We start from the raw sequence: 24,607 nt of genomic DNA, 5'->3' as shown, positions 1-24,607 counted from the left end.
AGGCGGCGGGGCCCCGCATCGGTGGGAGTTACTTCCAGTAGGCGCGCGCTTTGATCGCGGTTTTCGGCAGCGCGTGCGCGGTTTTGAGCGTCTTGACGATCGAGCGGGTGGTGTGACCGTCGCAGGCCACCCAGGCGAAAGCGTCCTCCGGGCAGTCGATCTCGTGGGCCTGCTCGCGCATCAGCCGCCCGTCGTCGACGCGCTGCAGCCAGGTGACCTGGTGGTGCGGCTTGTTGCGGACCGGGAGGGTGCGGTCGGACTCGTACTGCCATTCCAGCCAGACCCGTGCCGGGGTGTCGCCGATCGCGTCGAGCAGGGAGTTGATCGCGGGCAGCGACGCGGTGTCACCGAAGATCAGATACTCGCTGTGGGCGGTCTCCGGCAGCTGGAAGTCCGAACCGAGGACCGAGGCATCGATCTCGTCGCCCACCACGGCATTTCGAGCCCATTCCGCGGCCGGGCCGTTGTGCAGGGCGAATTCGATCCAGAAGCGGTCGTTCTCCGGGTCGGGGTCGACCAGGGTGTATCCGCGCTGATGTTCTCTGTCCCCGTTGGGGATCCACAGCCGCACCCACTGGGTCGGGTGCACCGGATGGTCGGCGAGCAGGCCCCCCGCGCTGAAACCGAGCCGGACGAACTTGTCGGTGATCTGCTCGGTCGAGGTGACGGTCAGCCGATAGTCATCGGCCCGCCACGCCTTCAACATCAAGCCTTCGAATCCTCTGCCCATGCGACTAAGGCTAGCCTAATCACACTTGGAAGTGGAGGCGTAGGCCGTGCCGACGCGAAAACGGCCCCGGAACTCGGAAGCCGAGTTCGACGGGACCGTTTTCGCGCCGCGGTCGATCAGACGCTGCAGGGGACCGACGCGTAGTAGCCGATGGTGCACTCGGATTCGCGGGTCAGCTTCCACGTGCCATCGATCCGGCGCCAGGACACCTCGATCGCCGGGAAGGGGGAGAAGCCGTCGACGGTGGTCATCAAGTTGGCGGAGAGGGTGTCACCGTTGACGCTGACCGGACCCTGGACCGACCAGCGGAAGCTGGGCACCGAGTTCATCACGCCGGCGATCTGATCGATCATCGGCAGTCCCGCCTCGCCCGCCTCCAGTTCGGCGGCGCGGGCGGAGCGCGACGCTCCGGTGTTCAGCAGCACCTGCAACTTGGCCTGCAGTTCCCCGACCGAAGGCGCCGCGGTGCGGACCACGGCGGGCGCCGCGGTAGCGGGGGCGATGCCGGCGAATCCGCCGACGAGCGTGGCCGAGACGATGGCGAAGGCCGCCGCGGTTGCTCTGATCTTGCGGTTGTTCATCTGCGTACTTCCGTTTCGTTCCAGGGCGATTGCTCGCCTGCCCCTGCGGAGTTCGCCACAGGAGCGGTTGCCTCTAGCAATATAAGGTAAGCCTATGCAAACATGTGTGGGTGCATGTCCAGTCTCACGGTGACGTCGTCGCGGGCGACCAGCCGCACAGCTGAGTGCCCGACCGATAGCTGAGCAGTGGCTGGAAACACAGATGGGAGAACCGGTGGACAGACTTCTCGTGGTCGGTGGCGGCCCCAAGGCCATGGCCGTGGCGGCGAAGGCGCACGTGCTGCGCGAACTGGGATTGGCGGCGCCGGAGGTCGTCGTCGTGGAATCGCAGGCGGTCGGCGGCAATTGGCTCTCCAGCGGCGGATGGACCGACGGTCAGCACCGGCTCGGCACCAGCCCGGAGAAGGATGTCGGCTTCCCGTATCACTCGACCTGGGCGCGGGGGCACAATCGCGCCATCAACGAGGCGATGCAGCGGTTCAGCTGGACCTCTTTCCTGATCGAGCGCGGCACCTACGCCGAATGGGTGGACCGGGGCAGGCCGCATCCGCACCACCATGTGTGGGCGAAATACTTGCAGTGGGTCGCGCGCAAGACCGGGGTCGAGCTGGTGCTCGGCACGGTGCGCACCATCTCGGCGGCCGCCGACGGCTGGCTGGTCCGCGTGGTGGACGCGAACGGCGTCGAATCCGAACTCGACGCCGACCGGTTGATGATCACCGGCCCCGGGCGCAGCGACCGCGCGCTCGCCCGGCACCCGAAAATGCTGAGCATCGCCGAATTCTGGGATCTGGCCTGCCGCAGGCGGTTGCCCGCGTCCTCGCGGGCGGCGGTGATCGGCGGTGGGGAGACCGCCGGATCGGCGCTGGACGAACTGGTGCGTCACGACGTGCTGACCGTGTCGGTGATCTCCCCGGCGGCCACGATCTACACCCGCGGCGAGAGCTTCTTCGAGAACTCGCTCTACAGCGATCCGGCCAAGTGGCGGGCGCTGAGCCTGGGGGAGCGGCGGGATGTGGTGCGGCGCACCGATCGCGGCGTCTTCTCGGTGCGGGTGCAGGAGAATCTGCTCGCCGACAGCCGGGTCCATCATCTGCAGGGCCGGGTGGTGCGGGTGGCCGATCAAGGTGATGGGGTCGCGTTGACCCTGCGCAACGATCTGCGCCCGGATCAGGTGCACGCGTTCGACTTGGTGGTCGACGCGACCGGCGGGCAGCCGCTGTGGTTTCTCGAACTGTTCGATTCCGACGCCGCCGATCTGCTGGAGCTGGCCATCGGCGGGCCGGTCACCCAGGCGCGGCTGGAGGCGGCCATCGGCCACGACCTCGCCGTCTCCGGACTCGAGGCGAAGCTCTATCTGCCGAATATGGCGGGGCTGGCACAGGGGCCGGGATTCCCGAATCTCAGCTGCCTGGGCGAACTTTCGGATCGAGTGCTGGCCGGTGCGCCGGTGCGCTCGGCCACAGTGCGCCACTTCGGAGCGAACCCGGCATTTGCATAGGCTAGGCTAGCCTTACTTAGAGTTCGTCGAGGATAGGTTCGGTATGCGCATCGTGTCGTTCGGCTTCCAGACCTGGGGCCGCAAAACCCTGCAGGCCCTGATCGATTCCGGTCACGACGTGGTGCTCGCGGTGACGCATCCGGCCAGCGAACAGTCCTACAAGGCCATCTGGTCGGATTCGGTCGAGGAACTGGCTCGCGAGCACGGGATCCCGGTGCACCTGACCGAGCGCGCCGACGCGGAGACCATCGACCTGGTCAAGCGGGCCGAGCCGGACGTCATCGTGGTGAACAGCTGGTACACCTGGATGCCGCCGGAGCTGTACAACCTGCCTCCGCACGGCACGCTCAACCTGCACGATTCGCTGCTGCCCAAATTCACCGGCTTCTCGCCGGTGCTGTGGGCGCTGATCAGCGGGGAGAGCGAGTTCGGGCTGACCGTGCACCGGATGGACGAGCAACTGGACACCGGCGACATCCTGGTGCAGCATTCGCTGCCGATCGGCCCGGAGGCCACCGGCACCGAACTCGTGCTCGCCGGAATGGAACTGATTCCCGGGGCCGTGCGGGAAGCGTTGCACGCGCTGGAGACCGGCACCGCGGTGTGGCGGCCGCAGGACAAGACGCAGCGAACCTACTTCCACAAGCGGTCCGAGCGCGACAGCCGCATCGACTGGCGCACCCACGCGGTCGATCTGGAGCGGTTCGTCCGCGCCCTCTCCGAGCCGTACCCGCGCGCGTTCAGCTACTACCGCGGCGAGAAGATCGAGGTGCTGGCGGCGCGCGTGTCGGAGGCGCGCTACGGCGGCACGCCCGGCCGGGTGATCGTGCAGGAGGGCGGCGGCACCGTGGTCTGCGGGCCGGACGCCTACCGGGGCAACCCCGGCTTGGTGCTGACCCGGGTGCGCACGTCGGACGGGGTGGAACGGTCGGGAGCCGAATTCTTCACGCGCGGGGGCTATCTCACCGATTCGCCGGAGTGATCCGCCGCCATGTCGACCATCGCCGATTCCGCGCGTCTACGCGACGGCGCGGAGCCCGCCCGCGCCGGTGACGAGCGGGTTCCGCTGTCCTCGGGCCAGCGCCGGGCCTGGTTCCTGCAGACCAGGGACCCCGACGACGCCACCCTGAACATCTGTTTCGCCTACCGGCTGACCGGCCCGCTGGACGCGGCCCGGCTGCGCGCGGCCGTCGATCGCGTGGTGGCGCGGCACGACATCCTGCGCACCACTTACGGATCCGGCCCGGACGGCGAGCCTTACCAGCTGGTCCACGACGATCTGTCCGCACCGTGGCTGGAAGTCGACATCGCCGATCTCCCGGAATCCAGCCGCAACCGCCGGGTCGAGGTGCTGGCGCGCCGCGCGGTCGGCGAACCGTTCGACCTCACCCGCGCCGCGCCGCTGCGGCTGCTGCTGTTGCGCACCGGCCCGGCGGAGTTCGTCTTCGTGCTGGTCATCCACACGATCTGCTGGGACGACGACTCCTGGAGCGTGTTCCGCGCCGAGGTCAACGCCGCCTATCGCGGCGCGCCGGCGACGACGCCGACCCAGTACGTGGACGTCGCGGTGCACGGCACCACCGGTGAGCCGGAGGACGCCGCCGTCGAGTTCTGGCGCCGCACGCTGCGGCCGCTGCCGGAACCACTGGAACTGCCGAACCGATCCCCGCTCGCGGGCACGGGGAACCGGCAGGCGGGCCACCGAGTGCTGGACGTGCCCGCCGAACTCGTGGACCAGGTGTACGCCTTCGCGGGCGACTACGACACCAAGCCGTTCGCGGTGCTGCTGGCCGCCTACTACACGGTGATCCACCGCTACACCGCCGCGACGGATTTCCTGGTGGCGGTGCCGGTGTCCAACCGAGGTCCCGCCGCGGTGTCGGCCATCGGGTACTTCGGCAACACGCTGCTGCTGCGCGCCGGGTTCGCTCCGGAACATTCCTTCGCCGATTTCGTCGCGCTCGTAGCCGAGAGCTGCGCGGCGGGATTCGCGCACCAGCATGTCGGCATCGATCGCGTTGTCCGTGAGGTCAACCCGGATCGCGCCGACGGACGCGACGGGCTGGAGCAGCTGGTGAGCGTCGGTTTCGGGGTGCGCGAGAGCGCGCGCGGATTCGACTTCGACGGCGTCACCGCGCACGGAGTGCAATTCGGCGGGTCGGTGGCCCAGTTGCCGCTGCGCCTGAACGTGGTGCTCGACGAGCGGGGCGTGCACCTGGAAGCCGAATATGCCGCGGACCTGCTGCCGGACGCGGTCGTCGAGCAGTTGCTGCGGCACTACCTGCATCTGGTCGGCGCGGCGGTGACCGAGCCGACCCGCGCGGTGGGCGATCTCGAGTTGTTCCCGGCGGCGGAGCGGGAACGCGTCGCGGCGCTGTCGCACGGCGAACTGGTCGGCACGCCGCCGACCACCGTGCCCGCGCTGCTGCAACGGCGCGTGGCCGCCACCCCGGACGCGGTCGCGATCATCGCGCCGGGCTTGGCGAACACGGCGCCGGTCACCCTCACCTACGCCGAGCTGCACAGCCGGGCCAACCGGCTGGCGCACTGGCTGATCCGGCAGGGAATCGGGACCGAGGACGTCGTCGTGCTGCGACTGACCACCTCCGTGGAGTTCGTCGTCGCGGTGCTCGCCGTGCTCGCGGCGGGCGCGGCCTACCTGCCGATCGACCCCGCCGACCCGGCCGATCGAGTCGACGCACTCGATCGCGCGGCCGGTCCCCGCCTGCGGCTCGGGCAGCACGAGCTGGCGGCCGCCGAGCAGGCCGCCGAGGGCCTGCCGTCGCACGCGCCGACCGACGCCGAACGCGTGCGCCCGCTGCGGCCGGACAATCTCGCCTACGTGCTCTACACCTCCGGCTCGACCGGCAAGCCCAAGGGCGTGCCGGTGCCGCACGCGGCGCTCGCCGAGCACCTGACCGGCTTCGCCGCGGAGGGCGGCATCACCGCGGCCGACCGGCTGCTGCAATCGGCGCCGCTGAGTTTCGACGCCTCGCTGCTGGACATCTTCGTGACCCTCACCGTCGGCGCGAGTCTGGTGATCCCCAAACCCGGTGCCTTCCGGGACATCCCGTACGTGGCGGACCTGATCGAACGCTGCGGTGTGACCGTGCTGCACATGGTGCCCTCCCAGTTGAGCACGTTCCTGATGCTGCCGGAAGTCAGCGAGTGGCAGGCGCTGCGCTACGTCCCGGTCGGCGGGGAAGCGCTGCTCGGCGAGGTCGCCGACCGATTCGCGGGTGTCTTCGATGCCGAGTTGCGCAACCACTACGGACCCACCGAGGCGGTGGTGTCGGCGACGCACTTCACCGTCGACGGCCCGCAGGGCACCGGGATCGTGCCGATCGGCGTGCCCAACCGCAACGTCCACGTCTATCTGCTCGATGCTCGCCTGCACCCGGTGCCCTCCGGCGTCGTCGGCGAAATATATCTGGGTGGAACGCAATTGGCGCGCGGATATCTCGACCGGCCGGGATCGAGCGCGGAGCGGTTCGTCGCCGATCCGTACCGGCCGGGCAGCCGCATGTACCGCACCGGCGATCTGGCCCGCAGGGACGAGGCGGGCGTGCTCGAATTCGTCGGCCGCGCCGACGAACAGGTGAAGGTGCGCGGTCACCGGATCGAACTCGGCGAAGTGCGGGCCGCCATCGCGGGCCATCCCGCGGTGGCGCGCTGCGAGGTCGTCGCGGTGACCGACGCCGCGATCGGTCCGATGCTCGCCGCCTACGTGGTGGCGGCCGAGGACGACATCGATCTCGACCAGATCCGGGCGCACGCGGCGGCCGTCCTGCCTGATCACATGGTGCCCGCCGCTTTCGCGGTCCTGGCGGAGATTCCGCTGACCGCGCACGGCAAGCTCGATCGCCGCGCGCTGCCGGAGCCGGTGCGCGGCGCGGCGCACGCGTACCGGGAACCGAGCACCGCAGGCGAGATCCGGCTCGCCGAGCAGTACGCCAGGATTCTCGGCCTGGACCGAGTGGGCGCGGACGACTCGTTCTTCGAACTCGGCGGGCATTCGCTGCTGGCCAATCGGCTGCTGGCCTGGATAAGGGAGGAGTTCGGCGTGGAGATCGATGTCCGCGTGCTGTTCGACACCCCGACGGTCGCCGAGCTCGCCGCCGCGCTGGAAGCGAGTTCCGCGGGAACGCGCGACGATCTGAGCGGGGAGCAGCGCAGGCGGGTGCTCGGCGAGTGGGCCAACGGCGTCGCGCTGTCGGACGTGCCGGGCGTCGAAGAGTTGATCCGCTCGGCGCGCACCGTTCCAGGCCCGCGTCGCGCCCTGCTGTGCGCGGGCGAATCTCTCACCTACGACGCGCTCTTCGAGCGACTGGCCGCGCCGCGCGCGACGTCGGCGCATCCGGTGGACACGCTGGTCGCCTTGCTCGCGCGCACGATCGCGCACGGCGAGGACGACGCGCTCGCGGCCGCGGTCGCCGATCGCCGCGCCGTCGCCGCGCACCAGCGCTCGCGCAGCGCCGATCCCGCCTTCGCCGCGCCCGACGTGCGGCTGCTCGCGGTGACCGGCGACGCGCGGCGCGCCGTTGTGGAACTGCTCGCCGCGCTCGCCGACGGCGCCAGTCTGCTGGTCGCCACCGAGGCGCAACGGGTCGATCCGGTCGCGCTGGCCGAACTCGTCGCCGCGCACGCGGTGACCCACGTGGTGCTGGCGCCGGTGACCGCGGTCGCGCTCGCGGACGAACTGCCGCAACTGCCCAGTGTCCGGCGCTGGGACGTGGCGGGCGTCGACGCGCCCGCGACGCTGTCCACCCGGCTGGCGGCGATGTCGGCGGATTCGGTCGCGGTCGCCTGCTACGGCGTGCCCGAATACGCCGGGCCGGTGGCCAGGGGACCGCTGGACGGCAGCGGCCGGGTCAGGCCGATTCCCGGTGCGCGGGTGCTGGTGCTCGACGCCGCGCGGCGTCCGGTGCCGCCCGGGGTGATCGGCGATGTCTACGTGGGCGGAGCCGGGCTCGGCGCGCCGGCCGACGCGGCGCGGTGGGTCGCCGACCCCTATCTGGTGGGCGGCCGGCTGGTCCGCACCGGTGATCGCGGCTGGTGGGACACCGACGGGTGGCTGAATCTCGACAAGGAGCTGACGAAATGAACACGGTCCGAACTACGGGGCGTCCGCGCCGGGGCACGCTCGGCCGGATGGGTCTGGCCGCGCTCGCGCTGAGCCTGGTCTGCTCGCTGGCGGCCTGCGGCTCCAGCACCGGCGACGACAGCGCCGACGGCGCGGTGAAGATCACGCACAGCCTGGGGGAGACCGAGGTTTCCGGCACCCCGCAGCGCGTGGTCACCCTCGGCAACCAATGGCTCGACGCCACGCTCGCGCTGGGGGTGACGCCGGTCGGTTTCGCCGACAACATCTCCATCGGCGCGCAGTCCAAGCCCCCGTGGGCGCCGGACTCGCTCGCGCAGGCAAAGGCGCTGAGCATGGGCGGCGACATCGTCGAACAGATCGCGGCGCTGGAGCCGGACCTGATCCTGGTGCCCGGCTTCATGGTCGACAAAGCGATGTACGACAAGCTGTCCAAGCTGGCTCCGACCATCGGCCCGGTGACGCCGGGCGCGCAGGTCGACCGGTGGGCCGATCAGGTGAACACGCTCGGCAAGGTGCTGCACCGGGAAACCGAGGCGAGCAAGGTCGTCTCCGACGTCGAGGCCCGCATCGACGCGGTCGGCGCCAAGTACCCGAAGCTGCGCGGCAAGACCTTCTTGACCTGCATGCTGACCGGTCCCGCCCAGTTGATGGTGCTCGCCGACCCGAAGGACGGTTCGGCGGCGCTGTTCACCCGGCTCGGCATGGACATCCCCCAGAAGATCGCGCAGGAGGCGCCCGCGGGCGGCCGGTTGGCCCTGTCGCCGGAGCGGCTCGGCGACCTCACCTCCGACCTGCTGATCTGCGGCGCGATGCCGGTATTCGCGGAGAAGTTCAAGCAGCTGCCCGGATACGCGGAGCTGCCGTCGGTGCGCAACAACGGCATCGCGTTCGTCGACGTGACCACCATCAGCGCCATCAACACCCCCACGGCTCTTTCGGTGCCGTACGTGCTCGACAAGCTCGACCCGACGTTCGCGGCCGTCGGTAAGTAAGGAAGGAACGCAATGTCGGATTCGTCCGTGAACGGGGCCACCACCGGTGACCGGGGCACGCCGCTGTCGCTCGCACAGCAGGCGGCGCTGCTGCCCGAACGGTTGCGCCGGGTGCCCGCAGCCAATCTGTTCGTCGCGCTGGAGATCACCGGTGAACTCGACGGAGACGCCTTCGAGCAGGCCGCGGCCGCGCTGCTGGCCGAGCACGAGATTCTGCGCAGCGTCTTCCCGGACGACCGGCGCATGCCGTATCAGCGTGTGCTGCCGGTGCCGGACACGGTGGTCGAGGTGGTCCACGCCGACGCCGCCGCGCTCGGCCCCGCGCTGCACGCCGACGCCGAGCACCGATTCGACCTGGTGCGCGGCTTGCCGATCCGGATTCGCCGCTACGACTCGGGCGATCGCGCCGTCGTCTCGATCGCGGTGCATCCGGTGGCCGCCGACGACCGCAGTCTCGAACTGCTGACCGAGGCGCTGTTCGCGGCCTATGAACTCGGCACCGCGCAGCCGGCGACCTCGCAGTACCGCGCGTACGTCGCCACGCAGCTGCGCGCCCTGGCCAATCGGGACGCGCCCGAACTGGCCTACTGGACCGAACGGCTCGCGGAGCTGCCCGAGCGGGCTGTGCCGGTGCCGGGCGATGCCACCGGCCCTACGCGGCACAGCTTCACGGTTCCCGCCGCGACGCTGTCGGCGCTGCGCGGCGAGCAGGAGACGACGGCGGCGTTCGCCGCGGTGCTGGCGCGGGCGCTGCGGGACGCGGGCCTCGGTGATGACGTCCTGATCGGCGTCATCGATCCGGCCCGCACCGATCAGACCGAGCACAGCCTCGGCAATTTCGCCAATCACCTTGTGCTGCGCCTCGATCCGACCACAGGACCGCGCGAACTGCTGGCGGTCGCCGGGCAGCGCCTCGCCGAGGCCCGCGCGCACGCGACGGCCCGCATCGAGCGGCTCACCCACGAACTGAAGGGCGCGGCGGCGGTGACGACCGGTGCGCTGTTCCAAGCGCTGCTCGGGGTGCGCGCCGAGCGGCCCGGCATCGTGACCGCCGACTTCGCTGTGCGGGAGACGATGCGGCGCTCCGGCCGTCCACACGGCGTCGATCTGGTCGTCGACGTCGTGACCGGCGCGCAGGACGCCACCGTGACGATCGAGTTCACTTCCGCCTTCGCGGCGGCGGGCGAGTTCGCCGCCCACCTGGAGGCGCTGTGCGCCGCCTTCGCGCAGGGCCGCGACGAGCAGGCCGAGATCGCGCTGTTCGCGGCAGCGGCAGCGGGTGACGGGTTCGGCGGACCTGGTCTCGGCGGCCCGCCGCAGACCGAGGCGGAGACCTTGATCGCGGCGGCGATCAGGAAGGTGCTCGAGTTCGACGACGATGACGAGATCGGCCGCGCCGACACGTTCTTCGCACTCGGCGGCGACTCCATCGCCGCGTTGCGCCTGGTCACCGAACTCGGGGAGCAGGGGTACGCGCTGGACGTGCAAACAGTGTTCGCGCATCCGTCGATCCAGGAGCTGGCGTCGCAGCTGACCGACGCGGCGCCGGCGCAGCCGCAAACCGCCACTGTCGCGCCGATGGCCGCCTCCGGCCTCGATCCCGCGGCGCTGGCCACCCTCGGCAAGAGATTCGGCGCGTCGTGAGCGCACCGCGAATCCTCGATGTCGTAGCGCTCTCTCCGCTGCAACGCGGTCTGTACTCGGTCAGTTCCCTGTCCGGCCCGGTGGACCCGTATCTGGTCACCTTCGCGGTCCGGATCGAAAACCTGGCCGACATCGCGCCGCTGCGGACCGCATTCGATCAATTGCTGACCCGCTATCCCCATCTGGGCGGCGCGGTGGTCACCGACGGCCTGCCGCATCCGGTGCTCGTGATCACCTCGGCGGGCCGGATCGGCTGGCAGGAGGTGGATCTGCGCGACGCCGACGATCCCGCCGCCGCCGCCATGCTGCTGTACTGGGCGGAGGGCCGCAAGCGCATCGACCTGGACAACGGCCCCTTGTTCCGGGTGACCGCGGCACGGGTCGGCGCGCGCGACTACGAGCTGATCTGCACCGCCCATCACATCGTCGTGGACGGCTGGTCGATCCCGCTGCTGTTCGCCGACCTCATCGCACTGCACGCCGGGGCGGGCGCGACCCTGCCGCCCGCTCCGCCGCTGCGCGACCACGCGGCATGGCTGGCCTCGCGCGACACCGCGGAGTCGGTGCGGGCGTGGAGCGAAGCGCTCGCGGGGCTGGCCCCCATGCCGATGCTGGCCCCGCCCGCCCAGGCCGATATCCCGGTGCTGGGGCAGACCCGGCTGGATCGCGCGTCCACCGCGACGGTCACCGGCTGGGCGCGGCGCAACGGCCTGACGCTGAACACCGTGCTGCAAATGGCCTGGGCGCGAGTGCTTTCCGGGCTGACCGGCCGCGACGATGTCGTCTTCGGTCAGACCACCTCCGGCCGCGACGCCTCGTTGCCCAACGCCGACCGGCTGGTCGGCGCGCTGGTCACCACGATTCCGGTCCGGGTCCGCGCCGACGAGCGCGCGCCGGCGGCGATCGGCGCGCAACTGCAGCGCGAGGTGGCCCTGCTGCGCGCACACGAGTATCTGGGGGTCGCCGAGATCACCCGTCAGGCCGGTATCGGGCAGCTCTTCGACACCCTGCTGGTCTTCGAGAACACGCCGCTGGGCGCCGTGACGGAACGGATGCCGATGGCGGGCGGCGCGACGATGCTGCCGCGGCGGGTCGATTCGCCGAGCCACTATCCGATCGCGGTCGTCCCGGTGGTCGAGCAAGACGAGCTGATCGTGCGGGTCGAAGTCCGGCCCGACCTGGTGTCCCGATTCCAACCGGACCGGCTGGCACGGCGTTTCGCCGAGGTGGTGCGGCGCATGGTGACCGCGACCCGCGCGTGCGACGTGAACATCCTGCTGGACGACGAACCCGCGGCCCTGGTCGCGCCCGTGCCGCGCGCGGCGGAACACCCGACGGTGCCGGACGCGTTGTTCGCCGCGGCCGCGCGCGCGGGTGACGCGGTCGCCGTGGTGGACGAGGACGGCGAACAGACGTTCACGGAATTCGCCGCCGCCGTCACGGCACTGGCCGAAGGCTTGCGCAGCGCCGGAGTGCGCGCGGGTGACGCGGTCGCCGTCGTGTTGCCACGGGATCGCCGAGTGTTGCACGCTCCGTTCGCGATCGGGCGGATCGGCGCGCTGTGCGTGCACGTCGATCCCGCTACGCCCGCGGATCGGCTGGCCTACATCCTGGAAACGTCCGGTGCGCGAGTCGTGCTCGCCGATCAAGCCTTCGGCGATGTGCTCGCGGAGTGCGCGGACGTGCGGCATGCCGGTACCGGCCCGCACGGCGAACTGCACCTGGCCGGGGACCGCGAGCGACGTCCCGCCGAGGGACCACGGCCGGGCCCGACCACGCCGTTCTACGCCGTCTTCACCTCCGGCACCACCGGCAGGCCGAAAGGCGTTGCGGTGTCCCACGGCGCGCTGCTCAACCACTGGGCGAACCACGAGCGCCGCATCCTCGCGCCGGTGGCGGCGGAGGCGGGACGGCGGCTGCGCGTCGGGCACGGCTGGTCCACCGGCTTCGACGCGGCATGGCAGCCGACGGTGGCCCTGCTGAGCGGGCACACCGTCGTGTTGCTCGGCGACAAGGTGCGCACGGACGCCGAACAGGTGGTCGCGGCGATCGAACGCCATCGCATCGATGTCTTCGACACGTCGCCGTCGATGCTGAGCAGGCTGATCGTCTCCGGGCTCTTCCTCGAGCGCGACGGTCGCGAGCACTGCCCGCTGCGGGTGCTGGCGCTCGGCGGCGAGGCCATCTCGCTCGACACCTGGGCGCGGTTGCGCGCGCTCGACGGCACCAGGGTGATCAACTTCTACGGGCCCACCGAGACCACGGTGGAAGCGCTGATGGCCGACGTGCTCGAGCACGAGGGGCCCACCATCGGACGTCCGTTCGACGGCATGACCGCCGAAGTGCTCGATCATCGGCTGCGCCCGGTGCCGCCGGGCGGTCACGGGGAGCTGTACCTCTCGGGGCCGCAGCTCGCGCTGGGCTATCTCGGCAGGCCGGGCACCACCGCCGCGGCGTTCGTCGCGGGGCCGCGCGGAAGGCGCTATCGCACCGGTGATCTGGTGCGGCGCACCGACGCGGCGACCGTGGTGTACGAGGGACGGGCCGACAGTCAGGTCAAGATCAACGGCTACCGGGTCGAGCCGGACGAGGCCACCGTGGTGCTGCGGGAACTGCGCGGCGTCGAGCATGCGGCGGCGCTAGCGTTCGTCGAGAACGGCCGGACCAGGCTCGGCGCGCTGGTGGTCGCGGATCGCTCGGTCGAGGAGATCCGCGCCGCGCTCGCCCGGCGGCTGCCCCAATTCCTCGTCCCGAGCCGCATCGTGCACGTCGATCGGATTCCGTTGAATCGCAACGACAAGCTCGACGTGCAGGCGGCGACGGCGTTGCTCGCCCGGCCCGCGCGCGAAACGCGGGGCGGTGCGCCCGCGACCGAGACCGAGCGCGCGCTGCTCGAGGTGATCGCCGCGATGGGCGACGCCACCGCGGGGGTCGGACTCGACGACAGCCTGCTGGACCTCGGCATCGACAGCATCGGCGTCATCGATCTGGTGTCGCGCCTGCGCGGCGCGGGCTTCCGGGTGCGCGCCGAGGACGTGCTCGCGGCGACGGATCTGCGGCAGCTGGCGGCGGTCCTGTCGAGCGCGGAGCAACCCGAGGAAGCGCCGCGGGTGCCTGCGGGTACGGTCATCCCCCTGACCGCGCTCGCGCACGAGATCATCGCCAACGGCGACTATCGCTACCTGGCGCAGAGCCAAGTGCTCACGGTGCCGGTGGACGCGACGCCCGCCGACATCGTCGACCGGCTGGAGGCGCTGGCCTCCGCGCATCCCACGCTGCGCTCCCGGCTGGACTGGACGGCGGAGCGGACACCCGTGCTGATGGTCGGCGAATCCTCCGGCGTCGCGGAGCAATTCGAGATCGCCGACGACGAATCGGGCGCCGCGGCGGCCCGGCTGGCCGCCACGGTGGACCGGCTCGACCCCGAGTCAGGCCGCATGATGGCCGCCACGTTGCTGAACGGCCGGGAAGGCAAGCGGCTGCTGCTGTCGATCCACCATCTCGCGGTGGACGTGGTCTCCTGGCTCATCCTGGGTGACGACCTGCGCAGGCTCGCCGAAGGGCAGCCGCCGGTCAACGAGTCCAGGCCCGAGCCGGGGCCGATCCACGCGCCAGCGGCGACCCCGCCGATACTGGGCACGCCACTGGGCGGCAGGTTGACCGACCCCGCCGTCGATCGAGCGGGCAAGGCGTGGCAGCGGGTGGTCGAGCTGGACGCGCGGCGGACCGCCCGGCTGCTGGACGCCGCCGCCGAGAACGACGTGCCGCTGGAGGATTTCCTGCTGCTGGCCTGTGCGCGCGGCTTCGCCGACAGCGCCGACGCCGCCGGGCGGGTCGCGGTGACCAGGGAATCGCACGGCAGGCCCGCCGACGACGACAGCAGGCAGGTCGGCTGGTTCACCGTCGAAGAGACCGTGCTCGTTCCGCTCGCCGCGGCCCAGGCGTGGACTCCCGGCTCGGGCGCGGCCCCGGTGCGGGAGCGCACGCTCGACGCGCGCGGCCAGTTGCGCCTCAATCACCTCGGCCGGTTCGATCTCTTGCGATTCGGCTCCGGTCCGTGGACACCCGCGCCGCTGGCGGAGTTCACCGCCGAGTTCGGCATCGCGGCGCATCCGGATCTGCCGCTGCGTTTCACCGTGGACATCACCACAGCGGTGGTGCCGAGGGCGGACGGGCCGGTGCTGGTCGCTCAATTCGACGTGAATTCAGCGGTGTTCGACGAGGCCGAGGTCGAAAAGCGCTTGACGCGCTGGACGGCGGTCCTCGCCGATCCGGAGGTAGCCGGGTGAATGCCGGAGCCGGAACGGTGCGTGCGTAGGTTAGGCAACCACACTCTGCCGCATGACGGGGTCTATGGGTTAGGATCCATTAAGTTAGGCAAGGCTTGCCTTTTAAATGCGCAGGCCGGTGTTCGGTGCGGTGAGGAGTCTGATGCTCGGCAAGGCGGAAGTTCGCGAGATCGTTGCGACGGACCTGGGAGTGGCTCCGGAAACCATCGGCGACGACGACGATCTCGTCGGTCTGGGCATGCACTCGATGAAGCTGATGCGTCTGGCCGCGCAATGGCGCAAGCAGGGCTACGACGTGCGCAGCTCCCATCTGGCACTGCAACCGACCATCGCCGCGTGGGCCGAACTGCTCGCGGCGAGCCGGGCCGGGGAAACCGCAACCGAGGCCGCGGCGCAGGCCCCCACGACCGAAATCGCCCCCGAGTCGGACGAATTCCCGCTCGCCACCATGCAGCACGCCTACTGGGTCGGCCGCAGGCAGGACCAGCGGCTCGGCGGCGTCGCCGCGCACCTGTACGTCGAATTCGACGGCGCCGGACTGGAAGCCGACCGTATGCGGCGCGCGGTCGGGCGGCTGCTGCGCAGGCACGACATGCTGCGGGCCCAGTTCTCCGACAGCGGCACCCAGCGGATTCTGCCCGAGCCGCTGGTGCCGGTCTTCCACGCGAACGACCTGCGCGACGGCCACGACACCGGCGCGATCGAAGTCGAGCTGGAGCGGATCCGGCAGGACAAGAGCCACCAGCGCATGGACGTCGCGGCGGGTCAGGTGGTGGACATCGCGGTCACCGTCCTGCCGGGCGGAAAGCACCGGCTGCATCTCGATGTGGACATGGTCGCCGCGGACGCCCAGAGCTACCGCAGGATTCTCGACGATCTGGCCGCGCTGTACGAGGCCGACGACGATGCGCTGACGCCCATCGGCTGCACCTTCCGCGAGTACCTCGCCGCGAAGGAGCGCACCGCCAAGGACAACTCGGCCGACGCGCGGTGGTGGGCGGGCAAGATCGGCGACCTGCCCGACATCCCCTCGCTGCCGGTGGTGCCGGAGAGCGATCGTCCCGACCCGTCGCGCAGCATCCGCCTGCATCACTGGTTCGACGCCGAGGCGAAGGCGCGATTGCACGCGAACGCCCACGGCAACGGCGTGACCCCGGCGGTCGCCCTGGCCACCGTGTTCAGCGAGACCATCGCGCGCTGGTCGGCGCGGCAGCGCTTCCTGCTCAACCTGCCGCTGTTCAACCGCGAACCGCTGCACGACGACATCGACCGGGTCGTGGGCGATTTCACCAACTCGGTGCTGGTGGACGTGGACGCACGCGAGACCGAGTCGATGGTGGCGCGGGCCAAGCGGTTGCAGCGCGAACTGCACACCTGCGCGGCGCATTCCGCCTACGAGGGCTTGGACGTGCTGCGCGACCTCGGCCGCGAGCGCGGCGCCCCGGTCACCCCGTCGGTGGTGTTCACCTCGGGCCTGGATCTCGGTGAGCTGTTCTCCGAGCGCGTGACCCGGGTGTTCGGCGAGCCGGTGTGGATCATGTCGCAGGGTCCGCAGGTGGATCTGGACGCCCAGGTGGCGGAGTTGTCCGGTGGCCTGCTGGTGAACTGGGACATCCGCAGGGACGCGCTGCCAGAGGGCGTGGCCGAGGCCATGTTCGAGCAGTTCCGTCGCACGCTGGAGGCGCTGATCGAACCGGACGCCGACTGGACGGCGGATCTGCGCATCGAGTTGCCCGCGGCCCAGCGTGCGGTCCGGGCCGCGGCCGACGACACCGACGCCGACCTCGGCGCGCGCACCCTGCACGGCGCGTTCTTCGACGCGGCGCGCGACCACCCCGAGCGCATCGCGCTGTACTGGCGCGACAGCGGGACGAGCAGCTACGGCGAACTGGCGGACCAAGCCCTCGCGGTCGGACACGCGCTGACCGCGGCGGGCGTTCGTCCCGGCGACACGGTGGCCGTCATCGTGGCGAAGGGCCACCGGCAGATACCCGCCGTGCTCGGCGTGCTCGCGGCCGGAGCCGCCTACCTGCCGATCGGCACCGATCAACCGAACGCCCGGCGCGATCGCATCCTGCGGCGCGGCGCGGTCTCCGTGGCGCTGCTGGACGAACCGGCCGAGCTGCCCGATGGCGTCACCGGGCTGACGCTCGCCGACGCGCTCGCAGGCCCGCGACTGGACCGCGCGCACGACACCGACCCGAACGCCGTGGCCTACGTGCTGTTCACCTCCGGCTCGACCGGCGAGCCCAAGGGCGTCGAAGTGAGCCACCGCGCCGCGGCGAACACCATCGACGCCATCGACACCCGGTTCGGCATCGGCGCGGACGACCGCACCATCGGCCTGTCCGCGCTCGGCTTCGATCTGTCCGTCTACGACATCTTCGCCCCGCTGTCCCATGGCGGCGCGCTGGCTTGCGTGGACGCCGACACCGAGCGCGACGCCGCGGCATGGGCGGCCTTGATCGCCGAGGCGGGCGTGACGGTACTGAACTGCGCGCCCGGCCTGGTCACCATGCTGGCCGACACCGCGAGCCCGCAACAGCTTCGCTCGCTGCGCGTCGTGCTGACCGGCGGCGATCGGGTGAAGACTCGACTCGCGCAGCGGATGCGCGCCGCCGTGCCCGGTCTGCGCTTCGCCGGGCTCGGCGGCACCACGGAGACCGCGATCCACTCGACGGTGTGCGAGGTGACCGACGACTTCCCCGCCGAATGGGACAACGTCCCCTACGGCGCCCCGCTGCCCAATGTCCGGCTGCGCGTGGTCAACGAGCGCGGCGAGGACTGCCCGGACTGGGTGCCCGGCGAGCTGTGGATCGGCGGGGCGAGCGTCGCCGACGGCTACCGCGGCGATCCCGAGCGCACCGCCGAACGGTTCGCCGAACGCGACGGCGTGCGCTGGTACCGCACCGGTGATCTGGCCCGCTACCTGCCGGACGGAACGGTCGACTTCCTCGGCCGCGCCGATCACCAGGTGAAGATCCGCGGCTACCGCGTCGAGCTGGGCGAAGTGGAGTCGGCGCTGGCCGCGCTGCCCGGCGTGGACGAGGCGGTCGCACTGCTCACCGAGGCGGGCAGGCTGGCCGCTGCGGTGCGCGCGGATGCCGAAGTGACCGCCGACGCCGTCGCCGCCGCACTGCGGGAGTTGTTGCCCGCCTACATGGTCCCCGACGTCATCGAGGTGCTGGCCGACATCCCGCTGACCGCCAACGGCAAGCTGGACCGCGCCGCGATCCGGCGCAGGCTGGGCGCGGACGACGCGGCGGCGCGCATCACCTATGTGCCGCCTGCCGACGAGGTGGAGGCGGCGGTCGAGTTCATCGCCGCCCAGGTGCTCGGCGTGGACCGGATCGGTGTCGCCACCGACTTCTTCGACGCGGGCGGCAATTCGATTCTGGCGACCACGTTCACCGGTCAGGTGCGCGGCCTGCTCGCGGTGTCCGGCTTCGGCGTCACCGGCGTCTTCGAGGGCAGGACGGTGCGCGGGATCGCCGCCCGACTGCGTGCCGCGGAAGCGGATCCGGCCCGGTTGGAGCGCGTCAGCCGGATTCTGCTCGAACTCGCGCAGGTGAGTGTTCCCGAGCCCGCCGCGGTCTGACGACCCGCTCGGTTCTGTCCCACGAGGATTGGTGTGACGCAGATGCGATCGCTGGAAGAGCTACAGGAAGCGATGCGGGCCCGGCTCGCGGAAGAAGGGCTGGCCGCGGCGCCCACGGTGCCGGTGCGCCGGGACCCGGCCCGCGCGCCGTTGTCGTTCGGGCAGCGTTATGTATGGGCGCATCTGCAGATCGCACCGGACAGCACTGCCTACAACCTCTGTCTCGCGCTCACTTTCGAAGGCGAGGTGGTCGACGACGCGCTGCGTCGCGCCTTCCTCGCGCTGGCGCGGCGTCACGAGGTGCTGCGCACCACCTACCACAACGACGAGCAGGGCGAGCCCTACCAGCTCATCCACGCCGACCTGCCGCCGCGGGTGCGCGAGGTCGATCTCACCGCACTGCCCGCGCCGCAGGCGCGCGCCGAACTGGACGCGCTGGTCGCCGCGGCCGCGCACGAGAGCTTCGATCTGTCCCGCGAGTCGTCCATGCGGCTGACGTTCGCGCGCACCGACGCGCGCACTCTGACGGTGGTGCTGGTGATCCAGCACATCGCCTGGGACGGCATGACGCTGCCCGCGTTGTCGCGCGACGTGGAGCGGTTCTACCGGGAAGCGCTGGCCGGTGCGATCCGGGTGGAGCCGCCGCGCCTGCAGGTCGCCGATTTCGCCGAGTGGGAGCAGGATCGTTTCGCCGAGCAGGACCACGCCGCCGACGAGGCGTTCTGGGCCGGGCGCTTCGACGGCGACGTGCCCGAACTCCAGCTGCCGTACAACCGGCGGCCGGTCACTGTCACCGAGCGCGGCGCACGGCTGGACCGGCTGCTCACGACCACCGCGGACGCGAATCTCCGTGCGCTGAGCGCCCGTTGCGGCGCGACGCCGTTCGCGGTGTTCCTGGCGGCGTACTACGTCGCGCTGCGCCAGATGACCGGGCAGACCGAGATCGTCGTCGGCACCACGGTCGCCAACCGGGAAGAGTCCGGTATGGAGCTGCTGATCGGCAACTTCAGCAACATGCTGCCGCTGCGGTTCACCGGAGTACGCGGCGGCGACCGCCCGGCCACGTTCGGCGACCTGATCGAGCATGTGCGCGAGGTGACCACCGAAGCGTTCCGGCACAAGCACTTCCCGCAGGAAGCGCTGGTCCGCGCGGTGAACAAGGCGACGGGCAATGTCGGATCGCGGCTGTTCGACACCATGGTGCTGTTCCTGCACCAGAAGATCGACGGCCCGCAGTTGCCCGGCGCGGTCACCAGCTGGCAGCTGGCCGACCACGGCGCGTCGCTGCTGCCCGTCGCGGTCGAGGCGTTCATGCACGCCGACCGGGTGGACGTGCAGATCACCTATCGCACCGATCTCTTCGACGCCGCCACCATCGAGCGGCTGCACGACTACATCGACCGGACGCTGGCCGCCGCCGCGATCGATGTGCCGGTGGACCGGCTGCTGGTGCTGACCCCGTCGGACGAACTCGCCGTGCGGACCTGGTCGCGCGGCGATGTCGTGCCGATCGAGCGGGACACCGTGGACGCGATGATCCGGCATTCGGCCGCGACCCATCCGGACCGCGTCGCCGTGGTGTTCGGCGACATCGAACTGAGCTACGCCGAATTCGACGCGCGGGTCAACCGATTCGCCAGACTGTTGCTCGCGCACGGCGTCCGCAACGGCGACCGCGTCGGCGTCTACGCCGAACGCAGCGAGCGACTACCGGTGGCGTTCGCCGCCGTGCTGCGGGCCGGGGCGGTCTATGTTCCCGTCGACCCCAGCTATCCGGCCGATCGCGTCGAGTACATGCTCGGTGACGCCGAGCCGGCCCTGCTGGTGCTGGCCGCGGCGGAAACCGTTGCCGTCGAAGGCATCGCGGTGATCGACCTGGACGCGCCGGAAACCGTCGCCGAGCTCGCAGGCCACGACGATTCGCCGATCCGTGAAGTGGAGCTGTCCCGCCCGATCCACCCCCTGGACGCCGCCTACCTGCTCTACACCTCGGGCACCACCGGCAGGCCGAAAGGCGTGGTGATCAACCATCGCGCGGTCGCCAACCACGTGCAGTGGATGCGCGACTATCTCGGCTTCGGAGCCGAGCGCATCCTGCAGAAGGCCCCGATCGGCTTCGATGTGTCGGTGTTCGAGCTGGTGAACGCGCTGTGCACCGGCTCGGCCACGGTGCTGCCGCCGCCGGACTGGTGGCAGGCCGACGTGGAGGCGCTGGCCGCGATCATCCACCGGCACCGGATCACCCAGGTGTCGCTGGTGCCGAGCGTGGTGCGCGCCTTCCTCGACGCCGGACCGGATCCGGACCGGCTGCGCTCGATGCGTTTCGTCTACCTCGGTGGCGAGGCGGTGCCGCCGCCGCTGGTGGAGGAGACCAGCCGGGTCTTCGGCGGCACGGTGCTGAGCCTGTACGGACCGACCGAGGCCGCGATGGACCTCACCCACGAGAACTTCGCCGGTGCGCTGGCGCGGCCGCAGGAGTTCCGGTCGGCGTTGATCGGCCTGCCGGAATGGAATTCGAACGTCTACGTGCTCGACGAGCACCTGCGTCAGGTGCCGCCCGGCGTCACCGGCGAGCTCTACCTCGGCGGGATCCAGCTGGCGCAGGGCTATCACCGCAGGCCCGGCCTGAGCGCGGCCGCTTTCGTCGCCTGCCCGTTCGCCGACGAGCCCGGCGCGCGGATGTACCGCACCGGCGACATCGTGCGCTGGCATCCCAGCGGCAGCCTGGAATACCTCGGCCGGGCCGACGATCAGGTCAAGATCCGCGGGCACCGCATCGAACTCGGCGAGGTCGGCACGGTGTTGCGTCAGGTGCCGGGCATCGCCTCGGCCGCCGCCGTCGCGATCGAACGCGAAACGGACACGGTGCTGGTGGCCTACTACGTGGCCGAGCCGGGATCGGCGCTCGCCGCGGGTACCGACGCCGCGAACACCGAGGCCGTCAAAGCGCAGCTCGCCGAGCGGTTGCCGGACTACATGATCCCTTCCGCCCTGGTGAAACTGGCGGCGCTGCCGCTGACCGCGAACGGAAAGCTCGACCGAAAGGCGCTGCCGGTGCCCGACCTGGGCGGCAGCACCGGGCAGGGCCGGGCGCTGCGCGCGGGCGCCGAACTGGCGGTGGCCGAGGCGATGCGGCAGGTGCTGGGCATCGCCGAGCACACCCACCTCGCGGCCGACGACGATTTCCTCGCGCTCGGCGGCGACTCCATCACCGCGATCCGGATGGCGTCGGCGCTGAAGAAGCGGGGATGGCTGATCACGACCAGCGCGCTGTTCGAGGCGCGCACCATCGCGGCGATCGCCGCCGCCACCGAGCCGCTGGACGCGCTCGCCGCGCCCGCGCTGACAGAGGTGGGCGACGGCACGGGCTGGATTCCGCTCAATCCGATCGCCACGCTGCTCGTCGAGCGGCGCGCCGACCACTCCGCCTACAGCCAGGCGATCGCGGTGGTCACTCCGGCGGACAGCTCGCCGCGGCGGCTGCAGACCGTGATCAACGGCATCATCGACCGTCATCCGCTGCTGCGGGCGCGCATCGCGACCGGCCCGGAAGGCGCGCCCGCGTACTACGTCCCGACTCCGGGCGAACCGATCGTCTACCCGGTCGTGGCGGAAGTCGAGATCGCCGATGCCGCTTGGGAACAGGACGCCGAGCCCGCGCTGCGCGAACAGCTGCGCAAGCTGAGCGCCGAACTGGACCCTGCCGCCGGTCGCATGGTGGGCGCCGCGTGGGTGCGCAGCGCGGATCGTCGCGCCGGGCGGCTGCTGCTCGTCGCGCACCACCTCGTGGTGGACGGCGTCTCGTGGCGAATCATCACCGACGACCTGCGTCACCTGTGGGCCGGTGACGGGGCGTCCGACGAAGGCACTTCGGTGCAGACGTGGAACACCAACCTGGTGCGGCTGGCGCAGTCGGATGCGATCGTGGCCGGACTCCCGGCTTGGCAGGCCGTCGCCGAGCGTCCCGATCCGCCGCTCGGCGCCCGCGCGTTCGACGGCGCGCTGGACACCGTCGCCACGGCGCGCGAGGTCACCGCGGAGCTGACCGCCGCCGACACCCAGTACTTGATGACGACCGCCGCACAGGCTTTCGGCTGCGACTTCCTGGACATCCAGGCGGCGGCGCTCGCCGTCGCGACCCACCGGTTCCGGCGGGCCAGGGACACCGACGCCGACACGGTCTCGCTCACCATGGAGCGGCACGGCCGCGTCGAAACGCTGTTCCCCGGTGTGGATCTGGCCAACACCGTCGGCTGGTTCACCACGGCGTATCCGGTCGCGCTCGACATCGCGGCGGGCGCGGCGGAGCCCGACATGGTGGCCGCGGTGAAGGCGGTCAAGGAGCAGTTGCTCGCCGTGCCGGATTCCGGCATCGGATGGGGCCTGCTGCGCTACCTCAGCCCGGTGGGCAGGCAGGCGCTGGAGCGGTATCCCGCGCCGCAGCTGAGCTTCAACTACATGGGGCGGTTCGCGGTCCCCGCGCGGACCGACGCGCTCGACGACTGGGCCGCCGCACCGGAATTCGGGTATCTGGGCGGCCACGCCGACGACTCGATGCAGGCTCCCGCCTTGCTGGACGTCAACACCGTCGCGGTGCTCGACGGCGACACCCCGACGCTGCACGCCTCGTTCCGGTTCCCGTCCGGCCCGCTGGCCGAGGAGGCGGTGCGCGAGTTCGCCGGGCTGTGGACGGCGGCGCTGCGCGAGCTGGTCGCGGCCGTGCGGGACAACCCCGATGTCGGGCTCACGCCGAGCGATGTGCTGGCCCGCGACGTCACGCAGCTGGATTTGGACCGCTGGCGCGCGCTCTACGGCCGCTACGTCGATGTGTACCCGCTCGCCCCGCTGCAGGCCGGGCTGTACTTCACCGCGCTGAGCACGGCGGGCCGCGACGCCTACACGGTGCAGACCACCATCACCGTGCGCGGTGAACTGGACGTGCCGCGGCTGGCCGGCGCGCTGGACACGGTGCTGAACCGGTACCCCAATCTGCGTATGGCCGTATCGGTCTCGCATGCCGGTCAGCCGTACGCCGTCATCGCCGAACGGATGGACTTCCCGGTCGCCGAAGTGGACTACAGCGGGTACGCAGATGCGGCCGAACGCCTCACCGCTTTCCTCGACACCGACCAGGCGGGCGCGTTCGATCTGTCCCTCGGGCCGCTGATGCGCGCGACCGTCGTCCACCTGCCGGACGCCGAGCACATGCTCGTGCTCACCTCGCACCACATCCTCACCGACGGTTGGTCCGGCCAGTTGCTGCCGCGGGAGATCTTCGCCGCCTACGCGGGCCGCGCCGCGCAGGAGCCGCAGGGCAATCCGGCCACCTTCGCGGAGTTCCTGCGGCTGACCGAGGAACGCGAGCAGCGGACGGAGGCGGTGTGGGACGCCTATCTGGCCGCCGCGCAACCGTGCCTGGTCGCGCCGAACCGGGTGCCGGGCGGCTCGATGCCGGTGCTGCATCGCTTCCCGGTGCCGGACGAGGTGGCCGGCGGCCTCGCCGAACTGGCCGCGGCGACCGGCACCACCGTGAGCGTGGTGTGCCAGCTGGCCTGGGCGAACGTGCTCGCCCTCGTGACCGGCGGCGACGCGGCGGTCTTCGGCGAGGTGGTCTCCGGCAGGCCCGCCGATCTCGACGAGGTGGACAGCGCCATCGGGTGCTTCGTCAACACCGTCCCGGTCGCGGTGGGACTGCCCGCCGACCGCAGCTGGCGGGCGCAACTGACCGAGATGCAGTCGCGCCGCTGGGAACTGATGGAGTACCAGCAGTACCGGCTCACCTCGGCGAATCGCGCGGCGGGCGCGCGCAGGCTGTTCGACAGCATGTTCGTGTTCCAGTCCTACCCCTCCGGGCGGGCGGACCTGGTGCGGCTGCTCGGCAGCGCCGGGCTCGAGCTGACCGGCTTCGAGGGCCGCGGCGCCACCGACAACGCGCTGCTGCTCATGATCTTCCCCGCCGACCTGCTGTTCCCGGGCGAACCGCTGCAGGTCGCGCTGTTCTACGCCGAGGACTCCTTCGACGACAACGACGCCCGAATCATCGAGACCGCGTTCAGCAACACCCTGCGCGCGATCGCGACCGACCCCGACCGCCGCATCGGCGACACCGAGGTCGTCGACGACGCCGACCTCGGGATGTTGGTGATGCGCCGGATGTGGCAGTGAGGA

10 protein-coding genes are annotated in these 24,607 nt (G+C 71.1%); 8 read left to right on the top strand and 2 right to left on the bottom strand.

Annotation, left to right across the window (positions count from 1 at the left end; all coding sequences use genetic code 11):
* Positions 1 to 28 precede the first annotated feature (28 nt).
* Positions 29 to 730, bottom strand: coding sequence for a siderophore-interacting protein (locus tag U3653_RS17245; protein WP_195080353.1), 702 nt, complete (start codon positions 728 to 730; stop codon positions 29 to 31).
* 116 nt (positions 731 to 846) lie between these two features.
* Positions 847 to 1,311 (bottom strand): MTB12 C-terminal domain-containing protein, encoded by a 465-nt coding sequence (locus U3653_RS17240; RefSeq protein WP_195080354.1) that lies wholly within the window; start codon positions 1,309 to 1,311, stop codon positions 847 to 849.
* Positions 1,312 to 1,525: 214 nt separating this feature from the next.
* Between U3653_RS17240 and U3653_RS17235 the strand changes: the two genes are divergently transcribed.
* The 8 genes from U3653_RS17235 to U3653_RS17200 all read left to right on the top strand — a co-directional run bounded on the left by U3653_RS17235 (position 1,526) and on the right by U3653_RS17200 (position 24,604).
* Entirely contained in the window at positions 1,526 to 2,812 is a 1,287-nt protein-coding gene (locus U3653_RS17235; protein ID WP_195080355.1) for a SidA/IucD/PvdA family monooxygenase, read from the top strand.
* A 43-nt stretch (positions 2,813 to 2,855) separates the two neighbouring features.
* Positions 2,856 to 3,794, top strand: coding sequence for a methionyl-tRNA formyltransferase (locus tag U3653_RS17230; RefSeq protein WP_195080356.1), 939 nt, complete (start codon positions 2,856 to 2,858; stop codon positions 3,792 to 3,794).
* A gap of 9 nt (positions 3,795 to 3,803) precedes the next feature.
* Complete coding sequence (locus U3653_RS17225) at positions 3,804 to 7,916, top strand: non-ribosomal peptide synthetase (protein WP_195080357.1); 4,113 nt, start codon at positions 3,804 to 3,806, stop codon at positions 7,914 to 7,916.
* Positions 7,913 to 8,908, top strand: coding sequence for an ABC transporter substrate-binding protein (locus tag U3653_RS17220; protein WP_195080358.1), 996 nt, complete (start codon positions 7,913 to 7,915; stop codon positions 8,906 to 8,908). Before U3653_RS17225 ends, U3653_RS17220 begins: the two co-directional genes overlap by 4 nt.
* 12 nt (positions 8,909 to 8,920) lie before the next feature.
* Positions 8,921 to 10,552, top strand: coding sequence for a condensation domain-containing protein (locus U3653_RS17215; protein ID WP_195080359.1), 1,632 nt, complete (start codon positions 8,921 to 8,923; stop codon positions 10,550 to 10,552).
* Positions 10,549 to 14,841 carry a non-ribosomal peptide synthetase gene (locus tag U3653_RS17210; RefSeq protein WP_323124522.1) on the top strand — a complete coding sequence of 1,431 codons (4,293 nt, stop codon included), beginning with the start codon at positions 10,549 to 10,551 and terminating at the stop codon, positions 14,839 to 14,841. The genes U3653_RS17215 and U3653_RS17210 overlap by 4 nt, the downstream gene beginning before the upstream one ends.
* Positions 14,842 to 14,983: 142 nt before the next feature.
* Positions 14,984 to 18,439: a non-ribosomal peptide synthetase gene (locus U3653_RS17205; RefSeq protein WP_195080360.1), complete on the top strand. Its 3,456-nt coding sequence runs from the start codon at positions 14,984 to 14,986 to the stop codon at positions 18,437 to 18,439.
* Between the two features lie 42 nt (positions 18,440 to 18,481).
* Complete coding sequence (locus U3653_RS17200; protein WP_195080614.1) at positions 18,482 to 24,604, top strand: non-ribosomal peptide synthetase; 6,123 nt, start codon at positions 18,482 to 18,484, stop codon at positions 24,602 to 24,604.
* Positions 24,605 to 24,607 lie beyond the last annotated feature (3 nt).

The organism is Nocardia implantans (assembly GCF_035544775.1).
GTDB lineage: Bacteria > Actinomycetota > Actinomycetes > Mycobacteriales > Mycobacteriaceae > Nocardia > Nocardia implantans.
Note: the sequence above shows the minus strand (reverse complement) of the source record. Positions and strands in the feature narration are given on the sequence as shown.